Here is a 21,248-nt window from a genome sequence, read left to right on the forward strand (position 1 = left end):
CCCCGGGGGTACTATGGTGAGGAACGACGGGACCCGGCCGCCGCTGTCCCACCGACGCGCCGCGGCCGTGGACCGGCCCCTCGGAGGCCCCCGCACGTCGCCGGGCCACCGAGCCGGGCGCGCCCGTCGCACCGCCCCGCGCCCCCGAGCCGCGGGCGGACACCCCCACGCCGACGGCGTGCGCCGCCGACGCTCCGGACCCACCCCCCGGTCCCGGGCGCCCCGCACCACGCCAGACCACCCACCGGAGAAGCGCATGCCCCCGCTGCCGTCCACCCCCTCCCGGAACCCCCATCCGGCCCACACCGGCGCCGCCCTATGACCGCACTGCTGCTGGCCCTGGCGGCCGGAGCCGTGGTCGGCCTCGCCCTCGGCGGGCTGGGCGGGGGCGGCAGCATGCTGGCCGTCCCGGCGCTCGTCTACCTGCTGGGATTCAGCCCGGCCCTCGCCACCACGGCGGGCCTGGCGATCGTCGCCGCCACCTCGCTGACCGGCCTGTTCGCCCACGCCCGGGCGGGCCGGGTGCGCTGGCGCACCGGCGCCCTGTTCGCCGCCGCCGGCCTGCCCGCCGCCGCGGCGGCCGGGGCGGTCTCCGCGCACCTGCCCGGGGCGCTGCTGACCGGCGCCTTCGCACTCCTGGCCGGGCTCGCCGCCTGGCGGATGCTGGCATCGACCAGGGCGACGGCACCCGCGGAGGCGCGGGTGGGGACCGTACCCGCGCCGGCGGCACCAGCAGAAACCCGGGCGCGGACGGCGGCCGTGCGGACGGCGGCGACAAGATCGCCCGCCGTCGCGCCCCGGACCCGGCCCACCGCCGGAGCGGGCCGCGCGGCCGCGGCGGGCGCCGGGCTCGGCGCCGTCACCGGGCTGCTCGGCGTCGGCGGCGGATTCCTCGCCGTCCCGGCCCTGGTCTCGGCACTCGCCTTCACGATGGCCGAGGCGGTCGGCACCAGCCTGCTGGTCATCTCCGCCAACTCCCTCGCCGCGCTGCTCCCCCGGCTCGGCGCCGCCGGGTCCGTCGACTGGTCGGTGGCAGCGCCCTTCACCGGGGCCGCGATCCTCGGCGCCTGGGACGGCAAGCGGCTCGCCGACCGGTTCGCCGGCCGCACCCTGCAGCGGCTCTTCGCCATCGCCCTCCTCGGCGTCTCCGCGCTGATGCTGGTCGGCACGCTGACCTGAGGCCGACGCCCACGCGCTGCCGGAACCCCGCCCCCACCAACCGAATCCCCGCCTCCTCTCTCCGGCCCGGCCCAGCGGCCGCCGCCGGCTTCCCCACCCCCACCGAAAGGACCCCCCATGACCACGCCGCTGACCGTCGAGCAGCTCCACCCCCGCCTCGGGCAGCTCACCCTCATCGACGTCCGCTCCCCCGGCGAGTACGCCTCCGGGCACGTCCCCGGCGCCCTGAACGTGCCGCTCGACCGGCTCGACCAGGCCCTCGCCGCGCTGCGCGCCGCCGCCGAACGGGGCGAGCTGGCGATCGCCTGTGCCTCCGGCCGGCGGGCCGCCACCGCCTGCCGGCAGCTCGCCGGCGCCGGCGTCCCGGCCCGCGTCCTGACCGGCGGCACCGATGCCTGGGCTGCGGCCGGCCACCCGCTGGAGCGACCGGCCGGTGCACGGGCCGTCTGGGCGATGGACCGTCAGGTCCGCTTCGCCGCGGGAACGCTGGTCCTGCTCGGCCTGGTCGCCGACCGCGCCCTGCCGGGCACCCGCCGACTCGCGGCCGCGGTCGGCGGCGGGCTGGTGTTCTCCTCGCTGACCGACACCTGCGCCATGGGCCGGGCGCTCGGCAGGCTCCCGTTCAACCGCCCCCGCTCCGGCGCCCCGGGCCTGGACGAGACGCTGGCGGCGCTCGGGCGCTGAGCCGCGGGCGCTCGCGGCACTCGGGCTGAGCCGCAACGCTCGCGGCATTCGGGCGCTGAACCGCAGAAGCGCTGAACCCCAACTGCGCGCGACTCTCGCACACTGAGCCGACCGCCGGAGGCGAAGGTCCCCGCCCACCCCCGTGGGGCGGGGACCTTCGCCGGTCGGCAGCGGCCAGGACGGCACCCGGAGCCGCCGGGGCCCGACGGCGAAACGGGACGATCAGGGCCGCTTGTGCGCCGCCCGTTGACGGGACTCGGACGACGCTGTGAAATAACACATGTCACCCGTCACATGAGTCAAGGCCGTTTCGGGGATTTGAACGTTCAAACCCACTCCCCCCGGCCGACCCGCCCTGACCCACGACGCTCCGCCGGACCGCCCGTCCACGCACCCGCCCCCTGATGCACCCGCCCCCTGACGCACCCCCACCCGCCCGACAGGAGAGCCGCCATGCCCCTCACCCGTGCCCCGCGCCGCGGACCGGCCCGAGCCCTGCCCCCGGGCCTCACGGCCCTCACCGTCCTCGCCGTCCAGGCCGCCGGGGCAGGGCCCGCCCTGGCCGCCGACGCGGCGGCTCCGCTGGCGGACGGCGGCACCTATGTCATCTCCTCCGCGCTGGACGGCAGTTGCCTCGGACCGCAGTACGCGCAGACCGCCCCCGGCACGCCGGTGGTCGGCGCCGCCTGCCAGGGCCTGCTCAGCCAGCGCTGGCAGCTGCACCGGACCACCACCGGGGGTTACCAGCTCGTCAACGCCGCGAGCGGCCGCTGCCTCGCCCTCGGCGGGGCCGGGCAGCGCCCCACCGCGGCGGACTGCGGCACCGCCCCCGGCACCGCCGCCTTCACCATCTCCCGTGCTCCGGGCGGCCGTTACACGCTGGCCGCGGGCGGCGGCTGTCTCACCGCCGCGGACGCGGACGACCGGGAGGCCGCGGCCCGGCGCCGGGACTGCGACACCCGGCCCGCCCACCGGTGGACGCTCACCCGCACCGAGCCGCTGGTCCTGCCCAACCCGGGCTTCGAACAGGGCGCGGACGGCTGGACCCTCACCGAGCACACCGGCACCGCCACCAACAACCCGCACACCGGCAGCCGCCTCGCCTACCTGGACGCCGGCACCGGCTACCGGGTGAGCCGCCAGGTCACGGCCGTCACCGCGGGCGCCTACGACCTGTCGGCCTGGATCGCGACCGGCGGCGCCGGGGGCACCTTCGAGGTCCGCGTCAACGGTGCCGTGGCGGGCTCGCTGAGCCTGCCCGAACAGCCCACCTACGCCAAGTACTCGCTGCCCCGGATCCGCGTCGCGGCCGGCGACACCGTCACCGTCGGCATCGGCTCCTCCCCCACCGGCTGGGTCAACGTCGACGACGTCGCCGTCGCCCCGGCCGCGCCCCGGGACCCGCGGATCAGCTCCTCCGACCCGGAGGTCGTCGCCCTGTTCGACTGGGCCAAGACCAAGGCCAACAGCTGGGTGCAGCAGGCCGGCACGAGCGGTGTGCTCAACATGGACGAGAACCACACCGGCGGCACCGGCAGCACCACCTACGACACCACCTACTGGGCCGGCTACCCGTTCCGCTCCGACTTCTACAGCCGCGACTTCGCCCACCAGCTGGTCGGCGCCCACCTGCTCGGCCTGGACGCCGAGAACAAGACCATGCTGCGCGGCTTCGCCGCCTCGGCCACCGAGGTCAACCGGCTCTACCCGGTCTGGGCGCTCAACTTCGACGCCAGGACGTACGGCAGCATCGACTACCGCGGACCCGACCGCTTCGTCCGCGAGCTGCCCGCGCCGTTCGAGCTGGTGCAGAAGGCCGGCGAGGCCTACCAGTGGACCGGGGACCGCGACTACGTCGACGACCCCACCCTCACCGGGTACGTCCGCAACACCCTCGGCCCCTTCATCGCCGGCCACCCCGGCCCCGTCGACAACGGCGGCCTGCCCATCCCCCAGGCCACCAGCAGCAGCATCTTCGCCGGCACCGCCAGCTACGCCGAGAACGCCACCAGCACCTACGCCGAGGCCGGCGACGCGCTGGGCTCCCAGTACCAGGCGTACCTCGCGGCCGCCGCGCTGGCCTCCGCCCAGGGCGACACCGCGACCGCGGCGGGCTACCAGCGGGCCGCCACCGCGCTGCGCACCTACGTCAACTCCACCTGGAGCGTGGACCCGGCGCAGCCCGGCGAGGTCGTGCACGGCTACGACACCACCGGCCGGCCGGTGACCGGCTGGGGGTACGAGGCCGGCGTACTGATGCCGGTCAAGGGGCTGCTCGATCCGGGCCCGCGCCGCGACGCCTTCCTCGCCGCCGTCGACGCGGCCGACTCCGGCCCGGACCGCTCGTCCAACCTGGAGGCCCTCACCTACCTGCCGGACGCCTTCTTCGCCAACCACGACGGCGACACGGCGTGGAAGTGGATGCGGCAGATCCACCAGGGCGTCGACCAGCTCCACGCGAGCGGACGCATGCTCAACGGCGACTACCCCGAGGTCCCGTTCACCCTGCTCAGCCAGACCGTCCAGGGCCTGCTCGGCGTGCAGCCCGACGCGGCCGCCGGCACCCTCACCACGGCCTCCCAACTGCCTTCCACGATGGGCTGGTTGCAGGTCGCCGACATCCCGGTCGGCGCCGGGTCCGTCACCGTCCGGCAGGACGGCCACCGCAGCACCACCCTGACCAACGCCGGCCGCTCCCCGCTCGTCTGGGAGGCCCGCTTCACCGGGGCGCGCACCGGCCTGACCGTCGACGGGCGGAGCCTGCCCGTCCGCACCAGGACGGTCGACGGCGTGACCTACACCTACGCCACCGTCACCGTCACCCCCGGCCGGACCGCGACCGCCGCCGTCACCGGCTGACCCCGCCGCGGGCCCATCGCCCGCCCCCGCCTGCACACCCCACACCCGCACGCCCCCCACCCCCCGGTACCGCGGCCGGCCGGGCCCCCGCCCCGGTCGGCCGCGCACCCCCGGACGCCCCGTCCGCCCCCACCGGCGCACCGCCGGATCCCCCACCACCCCCCCCACAGGAGCGCCCCATGCGCCTCGTCCCCCACCGCCTCGCGGCCCCCGTGCTCGCGCTGGCCCTCGCCGCCACCGGCCTCGGCACCCTCGCCCTGGGCACGGCCGCGCCGGCCGCCGCCCTGGGCAACGGCGCCGCCCTCACCCCGCCGATGGGCTGGAACTCCTGGAACTCCCTCGGCACCGAGGTCACCCAGGACCAGGTCGTCCAGACCATCGACTTCATGGCCGCCAACGGCCTGGTGGCCGCCGGCTACGACACCGTCACCATCGACGACGGCTGGTCGCTCTGGCACCGCGACGGCCAGACCACCGACCCGGCGCGCACCGCCGACGGCTCGCTGCAGCTCTACGACGCCGCCGGGAACCCCGTCAGCGGCACCGACGGCACCGGCCACGACCCCACCAGCGGCCACCTGCTCCCGCGCCCCGACCACTTCCCCGCGCAGACCGTCGACGGACGCACCGTCAACGGCATCGAGTACCTCGCCCGCTACGCGCACGGCAAGGGCATGAAGTTCGGCCTCTACGCCACCGACACCTACCTCACCTGCCAGATGCACCCCGGCAGCCTCGGCCACGAGGCCACCGACGCGGACGACTTCGTCTCCTGGGGCGTCGACTTCGTCAAGTACGACGACTGCCCGTACGGCCCGCGGATCACCGGCCCGGACGGCCACGACTACGGCACCCAGGGCGAGGGCCGGGAACTCACCCGCTCCGTCTACGCCCGCGTCCAGGACTTCCAGCGGGCGCTCGACGCCGCCTCCGCCGCCCACGGCCGGCCGAAGGTCACCCTCAGCGTCTCCGCGCAGCCCGTCCACACCGGCGTCCCGTACCTGCAGGCCGCCGACGACCCGGCGCGCACCGACCCGGTCGTCCGGGCAGCCGACCCGGTGCCCTTCCAGGCGCCCGGCTACGCGCCGACCGGCGTCTGGTGCGGCCAGGTCGCCAACCTCTGCCGGATCGGCGGCGACCGCGACAGCGAACTCGACGGCGTGCTCTGGAACGGGCAGTTGCAGACCGCCCTCCAGTACCCCGGCAACGTCCGACCGGGCAGCTGGAACGACCTCGACATGATGTTCACCGGCTGGCAGGACGTCTACGGCCTCTGGGGCACCACCGACACCTGCACCTGCCACAAGCCCTTCACCGGCGACGAGTCCCGCACCGAGACCTCGATCCTCGCGATGCTCGCCGCCCCGCTGATCTCCGGCGCCGACCTGCGCACCGCCGCGCAGTCCCGGCACACCCAGGACGGGCACAGCTGGTCCACCGGGATCGACGCGGCGAGCCTGGCCACGCTGAAGAACCGGGACGTCATCGCGATCGACCAGGACGCCCTGGCCCAGCCCGCGACACTGGTCGGCGCCCGGCCCGCGAGCCCCACCGCCCCGGTCGTCCTCAAGCGGCGGCTGGCGAACGGCGACACCGCCGTGCTGCTCGTCAACCAGGACCCGGCCGCGAGCCGGACCGTCGGCACCAGCCTGCGCGAGCTCGGCCTGAGCGGCCCCGGTTACACCGCCAAGGAGCTCTGGAGCGGCGCCGGATCGACCGTCACCGACACCCTGACCGCCACCGTGGCACCGCACGGCGCGGCGCTCTACCGGCTCTCCGCGCGGGCGGCCACCACCCCGGCCGCCGTGGTCGACGACGGCCGGTACCACGCCGTCGCCACGGGCGGCGGCATGGCCCTGGAGGTCTCGGGCACCTGCAGCTCCCCGCTCGGCTCCGTCGCGGACGTCAACACCTGGTGGCCCACCCACACCTCCGAGCAGTGGACCTTCACCGGCAACCCGGACGGCACCGTGCGGATCAGCGACAACTGCGGCACCGCCACCCACGCGCACACCGTGCTCTCGGCCGGGACGGCGGCCGGGAACAGCGCCTACCTGCTGAACCCTTCCCCCGGCAACCCCTGGCAGGAGTGGCGGGTCGTCCAGGACTCCGCCACCGGCGCCCTCACCATCACCAACGTCGCCACCGGCCTGGTGCTCACCGGCCACGGGGCGCCGGGCGCCACCGTGACCACGGACGCGGCGGACGGCGCCGCCGCCGGCCAGGGGTGGAACCTGCTGTCCTGACCCCGACGTCGCCGCGTCCGCCGGGCCTCGGCGAGCGGACGCGGCCGGGGCGAGCGCCACGCACGCGCAGAGGCCCGGGCCCGGCACCAGCAGCACGCCCGCGACGGCGACCGCCGCGACCGGGTACGACCGGCGGGCCGCCACCACCCGGCCCCGGTGCTCCGCCGGCGCGCCGCCCAGCACCGGGCCCACCGCGCCGCGGTGCGGGCGGCGGCCCGGCCGCTCCGCGACGGGACGGGACGGGACGGGACGGGACGGGACCGCGGTGCCGGACCGGGAATGCCCGGCACGACGGGCCACCGAGTGGCAGGGTGGGGGCCATGTGCGGCCGATTCGTCTCCACCACCACGCCCCAGGACCTCGTCAGCCTGCTCGGAGAGCTGCGCTGGGATCCGGCCGAGGCCCTCGCCCCCAGCTGGAACGTCGCCCCCACCGACCCGGTGCCGGCCGTGCTGGAACGCGTCGACCGGGAGACCGGTGAACTACTCCGCCAGCTGCGCCCGTTGCGCTGGGGCCTGGTGCCGTCCTGGTCCAAGGACCCGTCCGGCGGCGCCCGCATGATCAACGCCCGCTCGGAGACCGTCCACGTCAAGCCCGCCTTCCGCAAGGCCTTCGCCACCCGCCGCTGCGTCGTCCCCGCCGACGGCTACTTCGAGTGGCGCGAGGTCCCCGCCGAGGCCGGGCGGAAGAAGTACAAGCAGCCCTACTTCCTCAGCACCGGCTCGGTGATGCTGATGGCCGGCCTGTACGAGTTCTGGCGCGACCCGACCCGGCCCGAGGACGACCCGGCGGCCTGGCTGGCCACCGCCGCCGTCATCACCACCGACGCGAGCGACAGCGCCGGGCGCGTCCACGACCGGATGCCGCTCACCGTCGCCCCCGACGACCTCGCCTCCTGGCTCGCCCCCGACCACACCGACTCCGACGAGCTCCACCGGCTGCTCCGCCGCCCCGCCGACGGCGCCCTGACCGTCCGCGCCGTCCCCACCACCGTCAACAGCGTCCGCAACAACGGGCCCCAGCTCCTCGACCCCGCCCCCGACCCGCTCGGCCTGGCCGACTGACCGGACGTCGGCCGGCCCCGCCGCCCCCGCCGCCCCGCCGGCCCGACGGCCCGGAGAAGTCGCCCGGGGTCAGGCGCGCCCCAGCGGGAGGAGGTACTGGACGGGTTCGTCGAGGTCGTCCAGGCCGAGGAGTTCGTGGGCGAGGTCGTCGTGGAGGCCGCCGAGCGGGATCGTGCCGAGGCCGCAGGCGGCGGCGGTGAGCAGCAGGTTCTGGGTGAGGTGGCCGGCCTCCAGCAGGCCGAGGCGCAGCGCTCGCAGCCCGTAGCGGCGGCGCAGCAGGGCGAGGTCGAGGTGGACGGCCAGGACGGCGGGGGCGTGGTCGATGCCGACGGCGTCCGGGTCCTCGGCCGGGCGGGAGAGGTAGGAGGAGAGGGCCTTGAGGTCGTCGAGAGCGGGTGCCGGACCGATCGGGCGCAGGGCGCGGCGTTCCGGGAGGCACTGGTAGGTGCCGGCGGGCAGGCCGTCGACGGCGAGGGCGAGCAGCCGGACCCGGACGGAGTGGAGGGCGCCCGCGCTGGGGTGCGGCCGGTGCCGGAGGGTGCGGGCGGTGCCGTCCGCGAGGGGCTGGCGGGTGGTGTGGCTCGGTGCGAGCGCGGACCAGAGGACCGCGCCGAGGGTGGCGGCGGTGAGCGGGCCGGTGAGCGGGCCGCGGGTGGAGCGGCGGCTGCGCAGGGCTTCGGCGAGCGGGACGGCGGGGAGCGGCTCGGCGGGCAGCGGGACGTCCCCGGTCGCCTCCTGCGGTGCCTGGCGGGGCGCCAGGTCGCGCAGGGCGGTGTCCTCGGCGCGGCCGATCTGGAACTTGCTGCGCTCCAGGTACTGGTAGTCGGGGGCGTGGTGGTCGGCGGGGAAGAAGGGGAACGGGGCGGTCGCGCCGTCGGTCTCCAGCAGGGTGCGGGCGGCGAGCCGACAGACCGCGCGCTCCTCGTCGGGGCCGACTCCGAGCCGGTTGAACAGCATGTGAAGCTGGGAGGCCCAGACCCAGGCGAGGCGTTCGGCGGCCTCGGGCGGGGCGGCGGCGCGCATGCGTGCGGCGGCGGCCGTGACCTCCCCGGCCCAGTCGGTGAGCCAGGGCGCGGCGGTGCCGGCGTCGAGGGCCTCGCGCAGGGCCCGGGCGCGGCGGGCGAGTGCCTGGCGTTGCCGGGCGAAGACCGTGTTGACCCTGGTGTGGACGGCGGCGCCGGGCAGCGGCCGGAACTCGGTGACCCACCGCCAGGAGGCGGCGTGGCGGCGCAGCCAGCGGGCGGCGGCGAGCTCGTCGAGCCCGAGCGCGTGGGCGGTGGTGTGCGCGAGGTCGAGGGCCAGCGGCAGCCGGGTGGCGGCCGCCGGGGCGGCGGTCAGGGCGCGGACGACCGTGCGGGAGGAGTGGACGAAGACCTCCTCGGCGATCGGCAGCAGGGCGGGGCCGCCGTAGCGTTCGGTCTCCGGTGCGTAGGGGACGGCGGTGACCTCGCCGTGGCGGGCGGCGCGGGTGCCGTCGGGCGGGGTGCGGCGGGTGGCGAGGCGGGTGAGGGCGGCGGCGAGCCCGTCGGCCCGTCCGGGGGCGCCGGGGCCGCGGAGGCGGATCCGCAGGTGGGGGCCGCCCTCGTTGTAGCGGATGAAGAACCAGTCGGTGCCGGGGTGCGCCGTGGTGAGGCCGTCCAGGAGCGGGGCGAGGTCCTCGGTGACGAAGGCGTCGGTGTCCGGGGCGGGGAGGGGCAGGGCCAGGTGGAGGCTCTGCCAGTCGGTGGCCGTCGGCGGGTGGGTGGTCGGCGGGTGGGTGGTCATGGGTCCTCGGGTCCTTCCCGGGCTGCTCGGTGCCCCGGCTCTGCGGCTGTCGGCGGCGGGGTGGCTAGGGGAACGGGTGCGGGTGGAGGGGCAGGTCCTCGTACCGCAGCGGGCGGGGGGTTCGGCCGAGGCGGTGCGGGACGTCCAGCAGCCGGGGCAGGCCGCGGGTGCGGCGGTTGACGTGGCCGAAGGTCATCGGGAGGGTGCCGGGGACGACGACCTTGACGCAGTGCAGGCCCAGCCGGTCGCGCACCCCCGGTTCGTCCTGGGTGACCACGACCACCTCCAGTCCCTCGGCGGCGAGGCGCTCCACCGTCCGGTCCAGCAGCCGGGTCAGGTCGGTGACCGGTTCGGGGGCGCCGGGCCAGCGCCGGCGCCAGGGCACCGGGGGCGGCCCGGCGAACAGGAAGTCGAGGCGGGGCTGGGCCTCCGGCAGGGTGTTGAGGCCGACGTGGTCGTCGAGGCCGACCACCAGCTCGGGCCGTTCCAGCATCGGCCGGAGCCGGTCCGGGTCGCGCGGTCCGCCGGGGGCGGCGGAGCGGTGCGCGGCCTCCTGCACGTTGGTGACCACCTCGGCGACGGCCGAGCGGATCGCGACCGCCGGGTCGTGGTGGGCGCCGGCGGCCAGGAAGGTGCGCGGGGCGTCCGGGTGGCCGCCGCGGTGGCGGCAGAGGGCGATCACGGCGGGGACGCCGAGGTCGTTGGTGGCGTCGAGCAGGGTGAGCCGGTAGCCGAGCAGGTGTGCGCGGTCGGCGAGGTCGGCGACGGCCCGGTCCTCGACGGGGACGGCGACGCCGGGCAGCGGGGTCCGCGCGTACCAGGCCATCAGGAAGGCGTCGCGTTCGGCGACCTCGAACAGGCCGTAGAGCGCGGCCTCCTGGGGGCTGTTGCCGAGCCCGCAGCCGTTGGAGGACTCGTAGACCACCCGGGGGCGGCCCCGGTCGGGGAGGTCCCAGTAGGCGACGTGTTCGGGGACGGCGATCGGGCGGCGGTGGGTGAGGGACCAGCCGTGCACCCAGTCCAGCACCAGGTCGGGGGTGTGCGGGACGGTGGCGGCGGCCGGGTGCCCGTGGTGCGCCAGGTCGGGCAGGCCGAGGCGGACGGGGTCGAGGACGGCGCCGGGGCCGAGCTCGCGCGCCAGGGCGGCGTGGGAGGCCCGCAGGACGGTCCGGCGGCCGAGCGGGCGCATGCCGGCGTGGCGCTCGACGGCCTCGAAGAGGGCCACCCGCTCGCTGGAGCGGTAGTCCGCGGCCCGGCCGTACCCGCCGTCGTCGAGCAGCCGGCCGTCGGTGACCCAGGCGGTGGTGAGGGCGAACGCCGAGTCCTCGGTGCGGAAGAGGCGCCGGACGGGGCCGAAGCGCTCGTCGTGCAGTTCGGCGCGCAGCCGGTCGGCGCCGGTGCGGTCGTTGGCGCCGCGCAGTACGGTCGGGTCGGGCAGCGGGCGGGGGGTCGAGGGCAGCCGGGCGGCGGCCGGTCCGTCGGCGGGCAGCGGGTGGCAGACCGGGCAGCCGCCGACGGGGCGGACGCGGTGGGTGGACCAGGTGGCGCGGTCGCCGTGGAGGACGTACACGGTGGCGTGCGGCGCGGTGCCGTCGGCGGGTTCGGCGAGCAGGTCGGCGGCGAGGGCGGCCGCCGCCTCGGTGAACGCCGGGGTGCCGGTGCCGGCGAGGGCGAGGGTGGGGCTCTGCCAGGGGACGCGGCCGCCCGCGGTGGCCAGTCGCTGGTACTCGGTGCAGTGCAGGCAGGCCGCCGCCCCCGGCCGAAGGACCGGTCCGATCACCGTGTGGGCGCCGTCCTCCCGGATCGGCACCAGCCGGACGGGGTGGGCGAGGGCGTGGCGGCTGAGGCGTTCGGCCAGGCCGAGGGTCCAGGTGGTGAGGTGGACCAGGGCGGTGCCGCTGGTGGTCGCGAGGGCCTGGTCGGGGTCGAGGAGGGCGGGCTCGGCGCTTGCGGCGGTGGGAGCGGCCGTCGGGGCCGGCGGGCTCGTCGCGGTCATGTGCGGCCTCCGGTGGTCACGAGGGCGGTGAGGCCGCAGCCGTGCAGGGCGTCGGCCCAGGGCTGCGCGGCGGGGGTGGCGGGGCGCCACTCGACGGCGCGCAGGCCGGTCAGCTGCCGCAGGTCCGTCTGCAACCGTTCCTCGCGGGTGGCGAGTCCGGTGAGCCAGCGGTCCGTCCAGCCCTCGTCCGTCCAGGGGGCCGGTGCCGGACCGGCGGTGGCCAGGGCGGCCGCGGAGCCGGTGAGGGTGGTGTGCCGCGCGGCGGGGAGCCGCAGGCCGGCGGCGGAGCGGCGGGTGAGGGCGGCGAGCGCGGCGACCGTGACGGCGTCGGCCGGGGTGGCCTCGACGGCCCGGTCCGGGACGGCTGCCGCCGCGTCGTCGATCTCGGCCAGGAACGCTCCAGAGTCTTCGAGTTGACGCACTGTCAGCTCCGGCGGGCGGCCGAGGGCCCTGGTCAGCGCCGCGCACCAGTGGGCCGCCTGGGGGTGGTGCCGCCAGGCGGCGTCCGGGACGGCGGGCCCGCCGGCGGGGTCGGCCAGGCAGGCCCGGCGCAGGGCCCGGCCGAGCGCGTCGCCCCGGTCGGCGCCCACGACGGGGGCGGCCGGGTCGACGGCGGCCAGGTGGAGTTCGACGGCCCGGCAGGCGGCGGCCAGCCGGGCCAGGTCCGTGCGGACGGCGCCCGCCACGAGCAGGCCGGCCGGGGTGCGGCAGGAGACCAGGGCGACGGGCAGTTGCGGCAGGTCGCCGGGGGTCGGCCGGTCCAGCAGACCGAGTCGAGGGTCGCCGAGGGCGGCGATCCGGCGCAGGGCCTCCGCCAGGTCCGCCGGGGGCGCGGCCCGGGGGCCCGGGGCGGCCGCCCACGGGTGGTGCTCGGCCCGCGGCGGGCGGGCGTCGGCGACCAGCACGGCGGGTCGGGTGGCGAGCAGCCGCGGGTCCTCGGCCGGGTCCCCCGGGTCGGTCAGGCCAGCGACGGCGCAGAGCAGGCGGTGGGCCGCGGCCGCGGCGAGGAGCGCGGGCAGCGTCGGCGGTGGTGACGCGCCGGAGGCCGCCGGGTCGGCACCCTCGCGCAGGCGGGCGGCGAGGGCCTCGGCGTCGGCGCGGGTGCGGGCCGGACCGGCCGGCGCGGTGACGAACCCGCCGTCGGCGTCGCACTGCACGGCGAGGGCCACCGCCGGGTCACCCGCGACCAGCAGCACCCGGCCGGCGGGCAGCGCGGTGTCGGGGACGGCGGTCGGCGCGGCCCCGCCCCGGGCGAGCGCGCGGACCACCGCGCGGGCCAGCGGCCCGTCCGGGTCCGCCGCCGTGACCAGTGGGCGGGCGGCCGCGAGGGCCGCTGCCGCCTCCTGGGGCCGGGCGGCCGCCGAGCCGGGCCAGGGCAGGACTCCGGCACCGGCCGGGGCGTCGACCAGCAGGTCGTGCTCGCGCAGGCGGGCGGTCAGGGTGGCCAGTGCCGCCGCGACGGCCGGCGGGGTCTGCGGGTCGGCGGGGCCCGGTGCCGGCTCCTGGCCCTCGCCCGGTCCGGTGGCCGGCCCGGCCGCCAGCAGCCGCCACAGGGCCGGGAGGGCCCGGCTTCCCTCGAGGGTCAGGCTGGTGCCCCGCCCGCGCAGGTGCAGGCCCGCCCGCAGCGGGGTGACCGCCACGCCCGGGCGCAGCCGGGGGCGGGGCTCCGGCGCGGTCATGCGGGGCTCCGGCGCGGTCATGCCGCCCCCTCGACCGCGGTGATCACCTCGTCGATCCGGGCCCGCCAGCGGTGCCCGGTCAGCTCCGGGACGCTGCGCACCACCAGGTGGGCGGCGAGGTAGCGCTCCACCGGCCGGACGTCGCAGATCGCGAGCAGCCGGTAGAGGCCGTTGGTGCAGGCGCGGTAGATCAGGTAGTCCGGGCGGCTCCACATCGTGCCGGTCGGGTCGGAGCGGTGCAGCAGCTGATGGAACTCGCTGTAGCGGGTGCGCAGTTCGTGGTTCCAGCGTTCGGCGGTGGCGCGGTCGCCGACGGCTGCCGCGCGGTCCCGGTACTCCGTCCGGTCGCCGGCCAGGTCGGCTCCGGCCGCGAGGCGCTCCTCGGCCCGGCGCCAGGCCGTCGCCGACCAGTGCGCCCAGTCGCGTTCCCAGCCGCGCGCGCCGCCGTCGACGATCCGGCCGACCAGCGCCGTCACGGCACGGCCGTCCTGCTCCCAGCGGCGTTCGAACGCGGCGCGCAGCCGGCCGTCCGGGTCCTCGTGGAGGAGGAAGTCCTCCAGGTGGGAGAGGAAGGAGTAGTGGCCGCCGACCAGGCCGTCCGGGTGGGCGGTGGCGTGCGCGGCGAGCGCCGCCGCCACGAGCTGGACCCGGGCCTCGGCCCGGTCGCCGTGTGCCGCGAGGAAGTCGCAGGCCGAGCCGAGGGCGGGCAGCCCGAGCCGGAGCAGCTCGTCCCGCAGGGCGGCCGCGTCGGCGCCGAGCAGGGCGTTCAGCGCGGTCGTGGCGGCGTCCTCGACGGGCTCGATCCGGACGGTGTTGTCCGGGACCAGCGGGCCGTACGGCGGGGCGATCAGCTCGACGCGTCCGGCCACCGCGGCCTCGGCCAGCAGCTGCGCGTCGGTCCGGTCCGCCGTGGAGGGGTGCGCCGCCGCCCAGGCCCGCAGCCGCCCGGCCGCGTGTTCGGCTGCGTCGGTCACCTGCCCGGGGGGCCCGGCCAGCCGCAGCCGCAGGTGCGGGCCGAACCTCCAGTGGCGCTCGACGTGCGCGCGCAGTCCATCGGCCTCGGCCTGCCGGGCCAGCGGCAGCACGGCCTCGCGCAGCGCCCGGGTCTTGCCGGGCTGGTAGTGGTAGAGGACCACGTCCCGGGCTGTCGCGGCCTCAGGGTCGGTCATCGCACGCCTCCTCGACGCTGTTCGGATGGGCCTTCGTGACGATCGGGGCGGCCGCCCGCCGGCGGTCTGCGGGCGCCGCCGGGCGGGGCGCCGGTCACGGCCGCTCACTCGCAGGGCGCCGGGCCCGTCCCGGCCGCCCCGGGCGGTACGTCTCCGCGACCAGTTCGACGGCCCTGGTCGGCTCCGCCGCACCTCCGACGGCCGGGAGGGCCTCCTCCAGGACGACGCCCCGGGGGTGGCGGGTGAGCCACTTGCCGAGGTGGTGCAGGTGGAGCGGGTCGCCGAGGTCGACGGGCTGGGGCTTCGGCGCCCGCAGGTGGGCGACGAAGGCGTCCGCGGCGGGCCCCTCGGCCTGGTCCGGGACGGGGTGGAGGAAGAGCTGTTCGGGGAGGTCGAGCCGGGCGCGCCAGCGGGCGGCGGTCGTGGCGGGCACGCCGTCCGGGCCGGGGTCGGCGGCGAGGTCGGCGCGCAGGGCGTCCAGGACGTCCGCCGGGAGGTGCCAGCGGCGGCGGGCCAGCACGAGGTGGCGGTACCGCAGCCGCGGGGTGCGGGTGACGGTGCCGCCGGGGGCGGGCAGTGCGGTGCGCGGCAGCAGGGGGCGGAAGTCGACGACGCCGTTGGGGTGGTCGGCGAGCAGCGGGGCGAGCCGCTGGGGCAGCATGATCGGTGCGAGGAAGCCCAGGTAGAGCACGTCGAGGTGCTCACCGGTGGTACGCAGCCGGAAGCGCAGCTGGTCGCTCGCGGGGTCGTGGACGAGGTCGAGGTCCGCCTCGGCGAGACCGGTCCAGCGCCGGTCGGGGCCGATCTCGTCGGCCAGCAGCCGGGGGTGGAGGTTGGCGTTGAAGCCGCCGACGGGCCGGATCTGGGCGGCGCGGGCGCCGGGTCCCAGGCCGCGGCGGATCTGCGCGGCGACGGCCGCGGCCGCCCGTGGCCCCGCCTCGTCGAGGAAGCGGCTGGTGAACCGCCCCCACCCGCCGTAGACGTGGTTGACGCAGAGCAGTCCGTCGGCGGGGTCGCGCTGGACGAACCAGGAGTAGCTGAGCGGCCGGGCGGCGGTCCAGTCGGGCAGGCGCTCGGCCAGGGCGCGCAGCTGCTCGACGGGCAGCAGCTGTTCCCCGCCCCGCTCGGGCGTGGCGGCGAACTCCGCCCGGAGGTGGGCGAGTTCGGCCGGGACGGCGGAGCTTCCGGCGTCGGCCCAGGCTTCGGCGGCGTCGGCGCCGAACTCCCAGGGGGCGGTACAGACCCCGCCGACGCCGTAGCGGGCGACGAAGCGGTCCCGGGCCGCCCGGCGCATCAGGTGGCCGTGGTCGAACAGCTCGGCGAGCGCGGCCGCTTCGCCGAGCGCCCTGCGGTCCGCGTCGTCCAGCCGGGGGCGGGCGGGAGCGGGCGCGTGGACGTCCTCGGTGAGGACCGTCAGTGGGGCGGCCTCGGCCGGAACGGGCCGGCCGGCCTCGGCGAGCGCGCGGCGCCAGTCGGCGGCGAGTCCGGCCAGCAGCGCGGGGCGCCGGTCGGCCGGAGCCGAACCGAAGTCCTCCGTCCGGTCGGCGAGTTCGGCGATCATCCGGACCAGCCCGGCGTCCTCCGGCCACTGCCGGAGCCAGTCCGCGAGGCGGCGCAACGGCGCCTCGGCCTGGGGGTCGACCGGGTCGGTCGGGGCGAGCAGCCGGGCGCCCAGGAGCTGGCCGACGAAGCGGTGGACGGCGGGGTCGCCGTCGGGCCGGCCGAGGGCGGCGGCGAGGCGGGCGGCGAGGCGGCCCGGGGTGTCCGGGGTGTCGGCGAGCCGGGCGAGGACGGCCAGTTCGGGGCGGTCGGCCAGCTGGACCTGCTCCTCCCGGGTGACGAGGTACCGCCCTCCGGCGAACACCACCTGGCTGCGGGCGTAGCGCGCGAGGCCGTCGCCGGTCCGGGTGGAGCCGGCCATCCGGTGGGGCAGGGTGCGGCTGCGGCGGGGGTCGTCGAGCAGGGCTTCGACGAGGGCGCCGACCAGGGTGCGGTTCTCCTTGACGACGGCCCGCGGGGGCGCGCCGTCGGCCGCGTCCGCGCTCGGTGCTCCCGCGCCCGCACCCGCGTCCGCACCCACACCCGCGTCCGCGTCCGCGTCCGCCCAGCCGACGGCGGTGAACCAGGAGAGCGGACTGGTCTTGGTGGTGGCCCGCAGCGCGTGGCGCAGGACGGCCGCCTCCTCCTTGCGGGCCCGCCCGCCGTGCTCCCCCGGCTGGAGGCCGCGGCGCGCGGCGGTGGAGACCGCGCGCAGCAGGTCTGCGCTGGTGAGGGCGACGGCGCGGGCGAGGGCGGGTTCGGCGCACAACCCGGCCAGGGCCGCGCGTTCGGCGGCGAGCGCGGGCGGGAGGGCGGCGGCGAGCTCGTCCAGCAACCGGGCGCGGCGGGCGCGCAGCTCCAGCCAGGCGGCGAGCCGCGGCAGGCGGTCGGGGAGGTCGCCGAGCCGGTCGAGGAGGGCCGGGCGGGGCGGGCGGCCGTTGTGCAGGTCACGGCGGAGCGGGAGGGCGACCCGGCGGTGGAACTCCTCGCCGTGGCGGGCGCGTTCGGCGTGCAGGTCGTCGCAGAGCGCGGGCCGGAGGACGGCCTCGGCGGCCTCGAGGGCGGTGAGCCGGCCGAGCAGGTCCCGGACGGCGGCGGCCGGGGCGGACTGGGCCGGCCGGGCGAGCACGGTGGCCCGTACCAGGGTGTACGGAGCCGTGCGGGCGGGCGGTGCCCCGGCTGCCCCGGCCCGCTGGGCTGGCTGGGCCGGCTGGGCCCGCTGGGCCCGCTGGGCCGTCGGCGCGTGCTGCGGCGGGATGGCGTGGGTCCGGGCGCGGCCCGGGGCGACGCCGTTCGACGGTGCGTGGTTCGGCATGGCGGGGCTCCCTCCGACGGGCCGGTGGTGCGGACGATGTCCGGGTGCCGTGCGTGCGGCTGTGCGGGCGGCAGGGCCGGGGCCGGGACGGACGGTCGGCCCTGCCCGGCCGCATCCGGCCGTCGTGGGGGGGGCGGCCCGGGGGGGGGGCCCCCCGCCCCCCCCCCGGCCCCCCCGCCCGCCCCGGGGGGGGGGGACCCCCGCCGCGGAACAAACCCCGCAGGTTGAGCTAGCCCCCCCCCCCCCCCCCCCGACGGGGGGGGGGGGGGGGGGGGGGGGGGGGGGGGGGGGGGGGGGGGGCCCCCGCGGCCCCCCCCCGCGGCCGGCCCGGGCGCGGGGGGCGGGCCGGGCCGGCCGGCCCCCCCCCCGCGACCCTGCCGGGCTCAGTACGGATGGACCGGCGGGTGCGGAACGGCGCAGGAGGACGATCCGCAGGAGGTGGAGCTGGGCCCGCCCGAGGCCCCCGTCTCCGGCAGGGCGACGGTGTCGCGCAGGGCGGTGACGGTCAGCTCACCGAGGTCGAGGTCGTCGAGGGCGAGGACGTCCTCGGGATGGTCGGTCATGGGGGCTCCGTAAGGTGTTGATCGCGGTTCGGTCTGGTGCGGGACGGGCCACTTCGGGGCGGGCCACTGCGGGTCGGTCCGCGTCACGGACCGACCCGGCGGTGCGTCAGGCGGATTCCATGCCGGGCAGGTTGGGCTGCGCGCAGGAGGACGAGCCCTGGCAGGAGCAGGACCCCCACGACCCGCCGTTCTCCGGCAGGGCGACGGTGTCACGCAGGGCGGTGACGGTCAGCTCGTCGAGGTCCAGGTCCTGCAGCTCGAGGCCCTGGGCGGCAGAAGCGGATGTGGGCATGACAGATTCGGACATGGCGGACTCCCTGGGATGGGGGTGGGCGAGGCGCGGGCGCGCCTGCCGGACGGGGACGGCGGAGGTGCCTGTCCCCCGTGGACGCGGCGCACCCGGATCGTCCCGACACCGGTGCAGCGCCGCTCTCAGGCGAGTCTAGGTTCGCTGGAGCCGCTCTCGGGACGGGCGCCGGGCGCATTGGCCGGTTGTCCCGCTCCCGGGGCGCAAGACCGTAGCCCGCCCCAGCCGCACTTGAGCGAGCCGCGACGGGTCCCTCTGGTCCACGCTCCCGGGGGCGCTCCGGCGAGGCACCGCGCCCCGCACCCCGGCACCGGCCGCGGCACCCCGGTAGCGGCACGGGCACCGGCATCGACCGCAACGGCCCGGCACCGACCGCCGGCCGTCCGTCCGACCGGTTGGCCGGCTACGCGGGCAGCAGCGTGTCCAGCCCGACCAGGGCCAGGCCCCGCGCCAGCAGCCCCTCAATGATGGCGGGCAGCGCCGCCACCGTCTGGGAGCGGTCCCCCGCCCCGTCGTGGAGCAGGACCACCGAGCCCGGACGGGCGGCGGCCAGCACGGTCTCGGCTATCCGGTCCGGACCGGGCTGGGACCAGTCCCGGGAGTCGACGTCCCAGAGCACGGTGGTGCGGCCGCTGGCCCCTATCCGATGCAGCACCGCCGGGGTGCGGGAGCCGTAGGGCGGCCGGAACCAGCGGGCCGCGGGGCTGCCGGCGCGGCCCAGCGCCTCGTCGGTGCGGTCGAGCTGCTCGGTCAGCTGCGGCCCGGTGAGGTCGGGCAGGAAGGGGTGCGACCAGGTGTGGCCGCCGACGCCGTGGCCCTCGCCCACCAGCCGTCGGACCAGGTCGGGGTGGGCGCGGGCGTGCATGCCGACGGTGAAGAAGGTGGCGTGCGCGCCGTAGCGGGCCAGCAGGGCGAGGATCCGCGGGGTGTGCCGCGGGTCCGGGCCGTCGTCGAAGGTGAGCGCGACGGCGTCGACGCCCCGGGGGCCGTGCGGGACGAGCCGCCCGCTGGCGCGCAGCTCGCGCTCGGCCGGTTCACTGCGGGCCAGCCCGCGCTGGTACTCCTCGCCGCGCCCGGCCAGCGAGCCGCTGGCGACGGTGAGCCGGTCGAGGCCGCCGGGGGCGCTTACGGCGGCGAGGGCGAGGCTGTGGGCGGGGGCGGAGCCGAGCAGTGGCCGGGCCGGCAGGTGCCAGGGGTCGGCGCGCAGGACGGTGAGGCCGACCGCGGTGAGGGTGGCGTCCAGCAGGCCGTTGGTGCTGTCGATGACGACGCTGAGCGGCGGGCCGCCGTGGTGGTCGGCGAGCAGGTCGCGGACCAGGTCGGCGGTGCGGGCCGCGCTGTAGTGGGCGGGGGCGGCGCACTCCCGTCCGTGCCGGTCCAGCTGGGCCGTCCGGTAGCCGTCCGCGCTCCAGGCGACCCCGACGTACCGGGCCGCTCTGCCGTCCTCCGTGTTCATCGTCGTTCCGTTCCCTCGGTGCCGGGCAGGGGGATCGGGCGCCCGCTGCTGCTGCGGACGCCCGATCGCGGTGGTGGATCGCGGTGGTGGATCGCGGTGGTCGGATCGCGAGGGGCGGCTCAGGCTCCCGGCGTGACCGAGGCCAGGTAGGCCGCCGCCTTCGCCGGGTCGAAGAACCACTGCTCCAGGTCGGCCGGGTCGTCGAAGGCGTTGGCGAACCGGTCGGCCACCGCTGGGAGTTGCCCCGCGGCGCCGAACAGCTGGAGGACGTGCTCGGGCGGCGGCGCGAGCATCGCGTTGGTCCAGGCCGTGGTGGGGCGCGCGGTGCGCCAGTAGCGGTCGAAGGTGTCCTGCATGAAGTCGCGGTCGAAGGGCTTGTCGCCGTGGGCGAGGATCCGCTCCAGGTATCCGGCGGCGCACTTCGCGGCGTTGTTGGAGCCCTGCCCGGTGATCGGGTCGTTGGCCACGACCACGTCCGCGACGCCCAGCACCGCTCCGCCGCCGGGCAGTTCGCCGACCGGGTGGCGGACGCCCGGGGTGAAGCGCCCGGCCAGGGTGGCCCCGGCGTCGGTGAGTTCGAGGCCGCCCCTGGTCCGGTCGTACTCCCAGGGAGTGAAGGTCTTCATCAGCTCCAGGGTCACCCGGAGGTGTTCGGCCTGGTCCCGGAGACCGTCGAACGCGTCGGCGGGGCCGCCCGGTACGGCCTCCCAGAACAGGATGTCGCACGGGCCGCCGCCGGTCAGCGCCGGGATGACGAACAGCTCCCCCACCCCGGGCACGACGTTGCACCGCACCGCGGGGAAGGCGTGCTCGGGGCGCGGGCCGAGCCCGTGCACGTAGCTGACGGCCAGTGCCCGCTGCGGCCGGTCGAACGGGGAGTGCTCGTGGTCGCGCTCGAACATCCCGGCCAGCTCGCCCTTCCCGGCGGCGACCAGCACCAGGTCGTAGGAGCGCGAGAGGTGTTCCAGGTCGGCGACGGTGGCCTGCTTCAGCACGACCCGGCCACCGCGCCCGGCGAAGGCCTCCAGCCAGTCGGACATCTTCAGCCGCTGGTCCACGGACTGCGCGGGGGCGTCCAGCCGCCCGACCCAGTCGAGCACCCGCGCGGACTCCGGCCCGGCGACCGACATCCCGATCCCCTCGATCTGCGGGGTGTCGCCGGACCACCGGTCCAGGCCGAGCTCGCGTTCGGTCCGCAGCGCGGAGTCGAACATGCACTGGGTGGACAGCACCCGGCCACCGCGGACGGCGTCCGCGTCGCGGTCGGTCATCACCGTCACGTCGTAGCCGTGGGACTGCAGCCCCAGCGCCAGTTGGAGGCCGGCCTGCCCGGCGCCGACGATCAGAATTCTGCGCATCGTCTCCGCTTTCCTGGTTGTACGTCCCGGCCGGCCCCAACACCCCTGCCAACCAGGGCCCGTGGGCCCG

General features: G+C 77.7%; 14 protein-coding genes. 5 read left to right on the forward strand and 9 right to left on the reverse strand.

Annotated elements, in window-relative coordinates:
• Positions 1 to 318 precede the first annotated feature (318 nt).
• The 5 genes from ACFYUY_RS27890 to ACFYUY_RS27910 all read left to right on the forward strand — a co-directional run bounded on the left by ACFYUY_RS27890 (position 319) and on the right by ACFYUY_RS27910 (position 8,032).
• Entirely contained in the window at positions 319 to 1,179 is an 861-nt protein-coding gene (locus ACFYUY_RS27890) for a sulfite exporter TauE/SafE family protein (RefSeq protein ID WP_387904646.1), read from the forward strand.
• 117 nt (positions 1,180 to 1,296) lie between these two features.
• On the forward strand, positions 1,297 to 1,863 hold the full coding sequence (locus ACFYUY_RS27895) for a rhodanese-like domain-containing protein (RefSeq protein ID WP_387904648.1): 567 nt from the start codon (positions 1,297 to 1,299) through the stop codon (positions 1,861 to 1,863).
• A gap of 453 nt (positions 1,864 to 2,316) precedes the next feature.
• Entirely contained in the window at positions 2,317 to 4,722 is a 2,406-nt protein-coding gene (locus ACFYUY_RS27900) for an RICIN domain-containing protein (protein ID WP_387904651.1), read from the forward strand.
• 179 nt (positions 4,723 to 4,901) lie between these two features.
• The gene (locus tag ACFYUY_RS27905) at positions 4,902 to 6,968 is read left to right on the forward strand and encodes an alpha-galactosidase (protein WP_387904653.1); all 2,067 of its coding nucleotides are present in this window, start codon (positions 4,902 to 4,904) and stop codon (positions 6,966 to 6,968) included.
• A gap of 320 nt (positions 6,969 to 7,288) precedes the next feature.
• The gene (locus tag ACFYUY_RS27910) at positions 7,289 to 8,032 is read left to right on the forward strand and encodes an SOS response-associated peptidase (protein WP_360222868.1); all 744 of its coding nucleotides are present in this window, start codon (positions 7,289 to 7,291) and stop codon (positions 8,030 to 8,032) included.
• 69 nt (positions 8,033 to 8,101) lie between these two features.
• Here ACFYUY_RS27910 and ACFYUY_RS27915 read toward each other — a convergent pair whose 3' ends face one another.
• The 9 genes from ACFYUY_RS27915 to ACFYUY_RS27955 all read right to left on the reverse strand — a co-directional run bounded on the left by ACFYUY_RS27915 (position 8,102) and on the right by ACFYUY_RS27955 (position 21,178).
• Positions 8,102 to 9,796 carry a thiopeptide-type bacteriocin biosynthesis protein gene (locus ACFYUY_RS27915; RefSeq protein ID WP_387904656.1) on the reverse strand — a complete coding sequence of 565 codons (1,695 nt, stop codon included), beginning with the start codon at positions 9,794 to 9,796 and terminating at the stop codon, positions 8,102 to 8,104.
• Between the two features lie 64 nt (positions 9,797 to 9,860).
• Entirely contained in the window at positions 9,861 to 11,792 is a 1,932-nt protein-coding gene (locus tag ACFYUY_RS27920; RefSeq protein WP_387904658.1) for a TOMM precursor leader peptide-binding protein, read from the reverse strand.
• The gene (locus ACFYUY_RS27925; RefSeq protein WP_360222877.1) at positions 11,789 to 13,471 is read right to left on the reverse strand and encodes a hypothetical protein; all 1,683 of its coding nucleotides are present in this window, start codon (positions 13,469 to 13,471) and stop codon (positions 11,789 to 11,791) included. The genes ACFYUY_RS27920 and ACFYUY_RS27925 overlap by 4 nt, the downstream gene beginning before the upstream one ends.
• 17 nt (positions 13,472 to 13,488) lie before the next feature.
• A complete protein-coding gene (locus tag ACFYUY_RS27930) occupies positions 13,489 to 14,640 on the reverse strand; it encodes a hypothetical protein (RefSeq protein WP_387904660.1) in 1,152 nt (383 codons plus the stop codon).
• Positions 14,641 to 14,734: 94 nt separating this feature from the next.
• A complete protein-coding gene (locus ACFYUY_RS27935) occupies positions 14,735 to 17,494 on the reverse strand; it encodes a lantibiotic dehydratase (RefSeq protein ID WP_387904661.1) in 2,760 nt (919 codons plus the stop codon).
• Positions 17,495 to 17,877: 383 nt separating this feature from the next.
• Entirely contained in the window at positions 17,878 to 18,057 is a 180-nt protein-coding gene (locus tag ACFYUY_RS27940; RefSeq protein WP_360222955.1) for a thiazolylpeptide-type bacteriocin, read from the reverse strand.
• Positions 18,058 to 18,163: 106 nt separating this feature from the next.
• Positions 18,164 to 18,364 carry a thiazolylpeptide-type bacteriocin gene (locus tag ACFYUY_RS27945; protein WP_360222958.1) on the reverse strand — a complete coding sequence of 67 codons (201 nt, stop codon included), beginning with the start codon at positions 18,362 to 18,364 and terminating at the stop codon, positions 18,164 to 18,166.
• Between the two features lie 403 nt (positions 18,365 to 18,767).
• Positions 18,768 to 19,820, reverse strand: a complete 1,053-nt coding sequence (locus ACFYUY_RS27950; protein ID WP_387904664.1) for a polysaccharide deacetylase family protein — start codon at positions 19,818 to 19,820, stop codon at positions 18,768 to 18,770.
• Between the two features lie 119 nt (positions 19,821 to 19,939).
• Positions 19,940 to 21,178, reverse strand: coding sequence for a styrene monooxygenase/indole monooxygenase family protein (locus ACFYUY_RS27955; RefSeq protein WP_360222964.1), 1,239 nt, complete (start codon positions 21,176 to 21,178; stop codon positions 19,940 to 19,942).
• Between the last annotated feature and the right edge of the window lie 70 nt (positions 21,179 to 21,248).

The sequence above is a fragment of the Kitasatospora sp. NPDC004745 genome (assembly GCF_042873275.1).
Lineage (GTDB): Bacteria > Actinomycetota > Actinomycetes > Streptomycetales > Streptomycetaceae > Kitasatospora.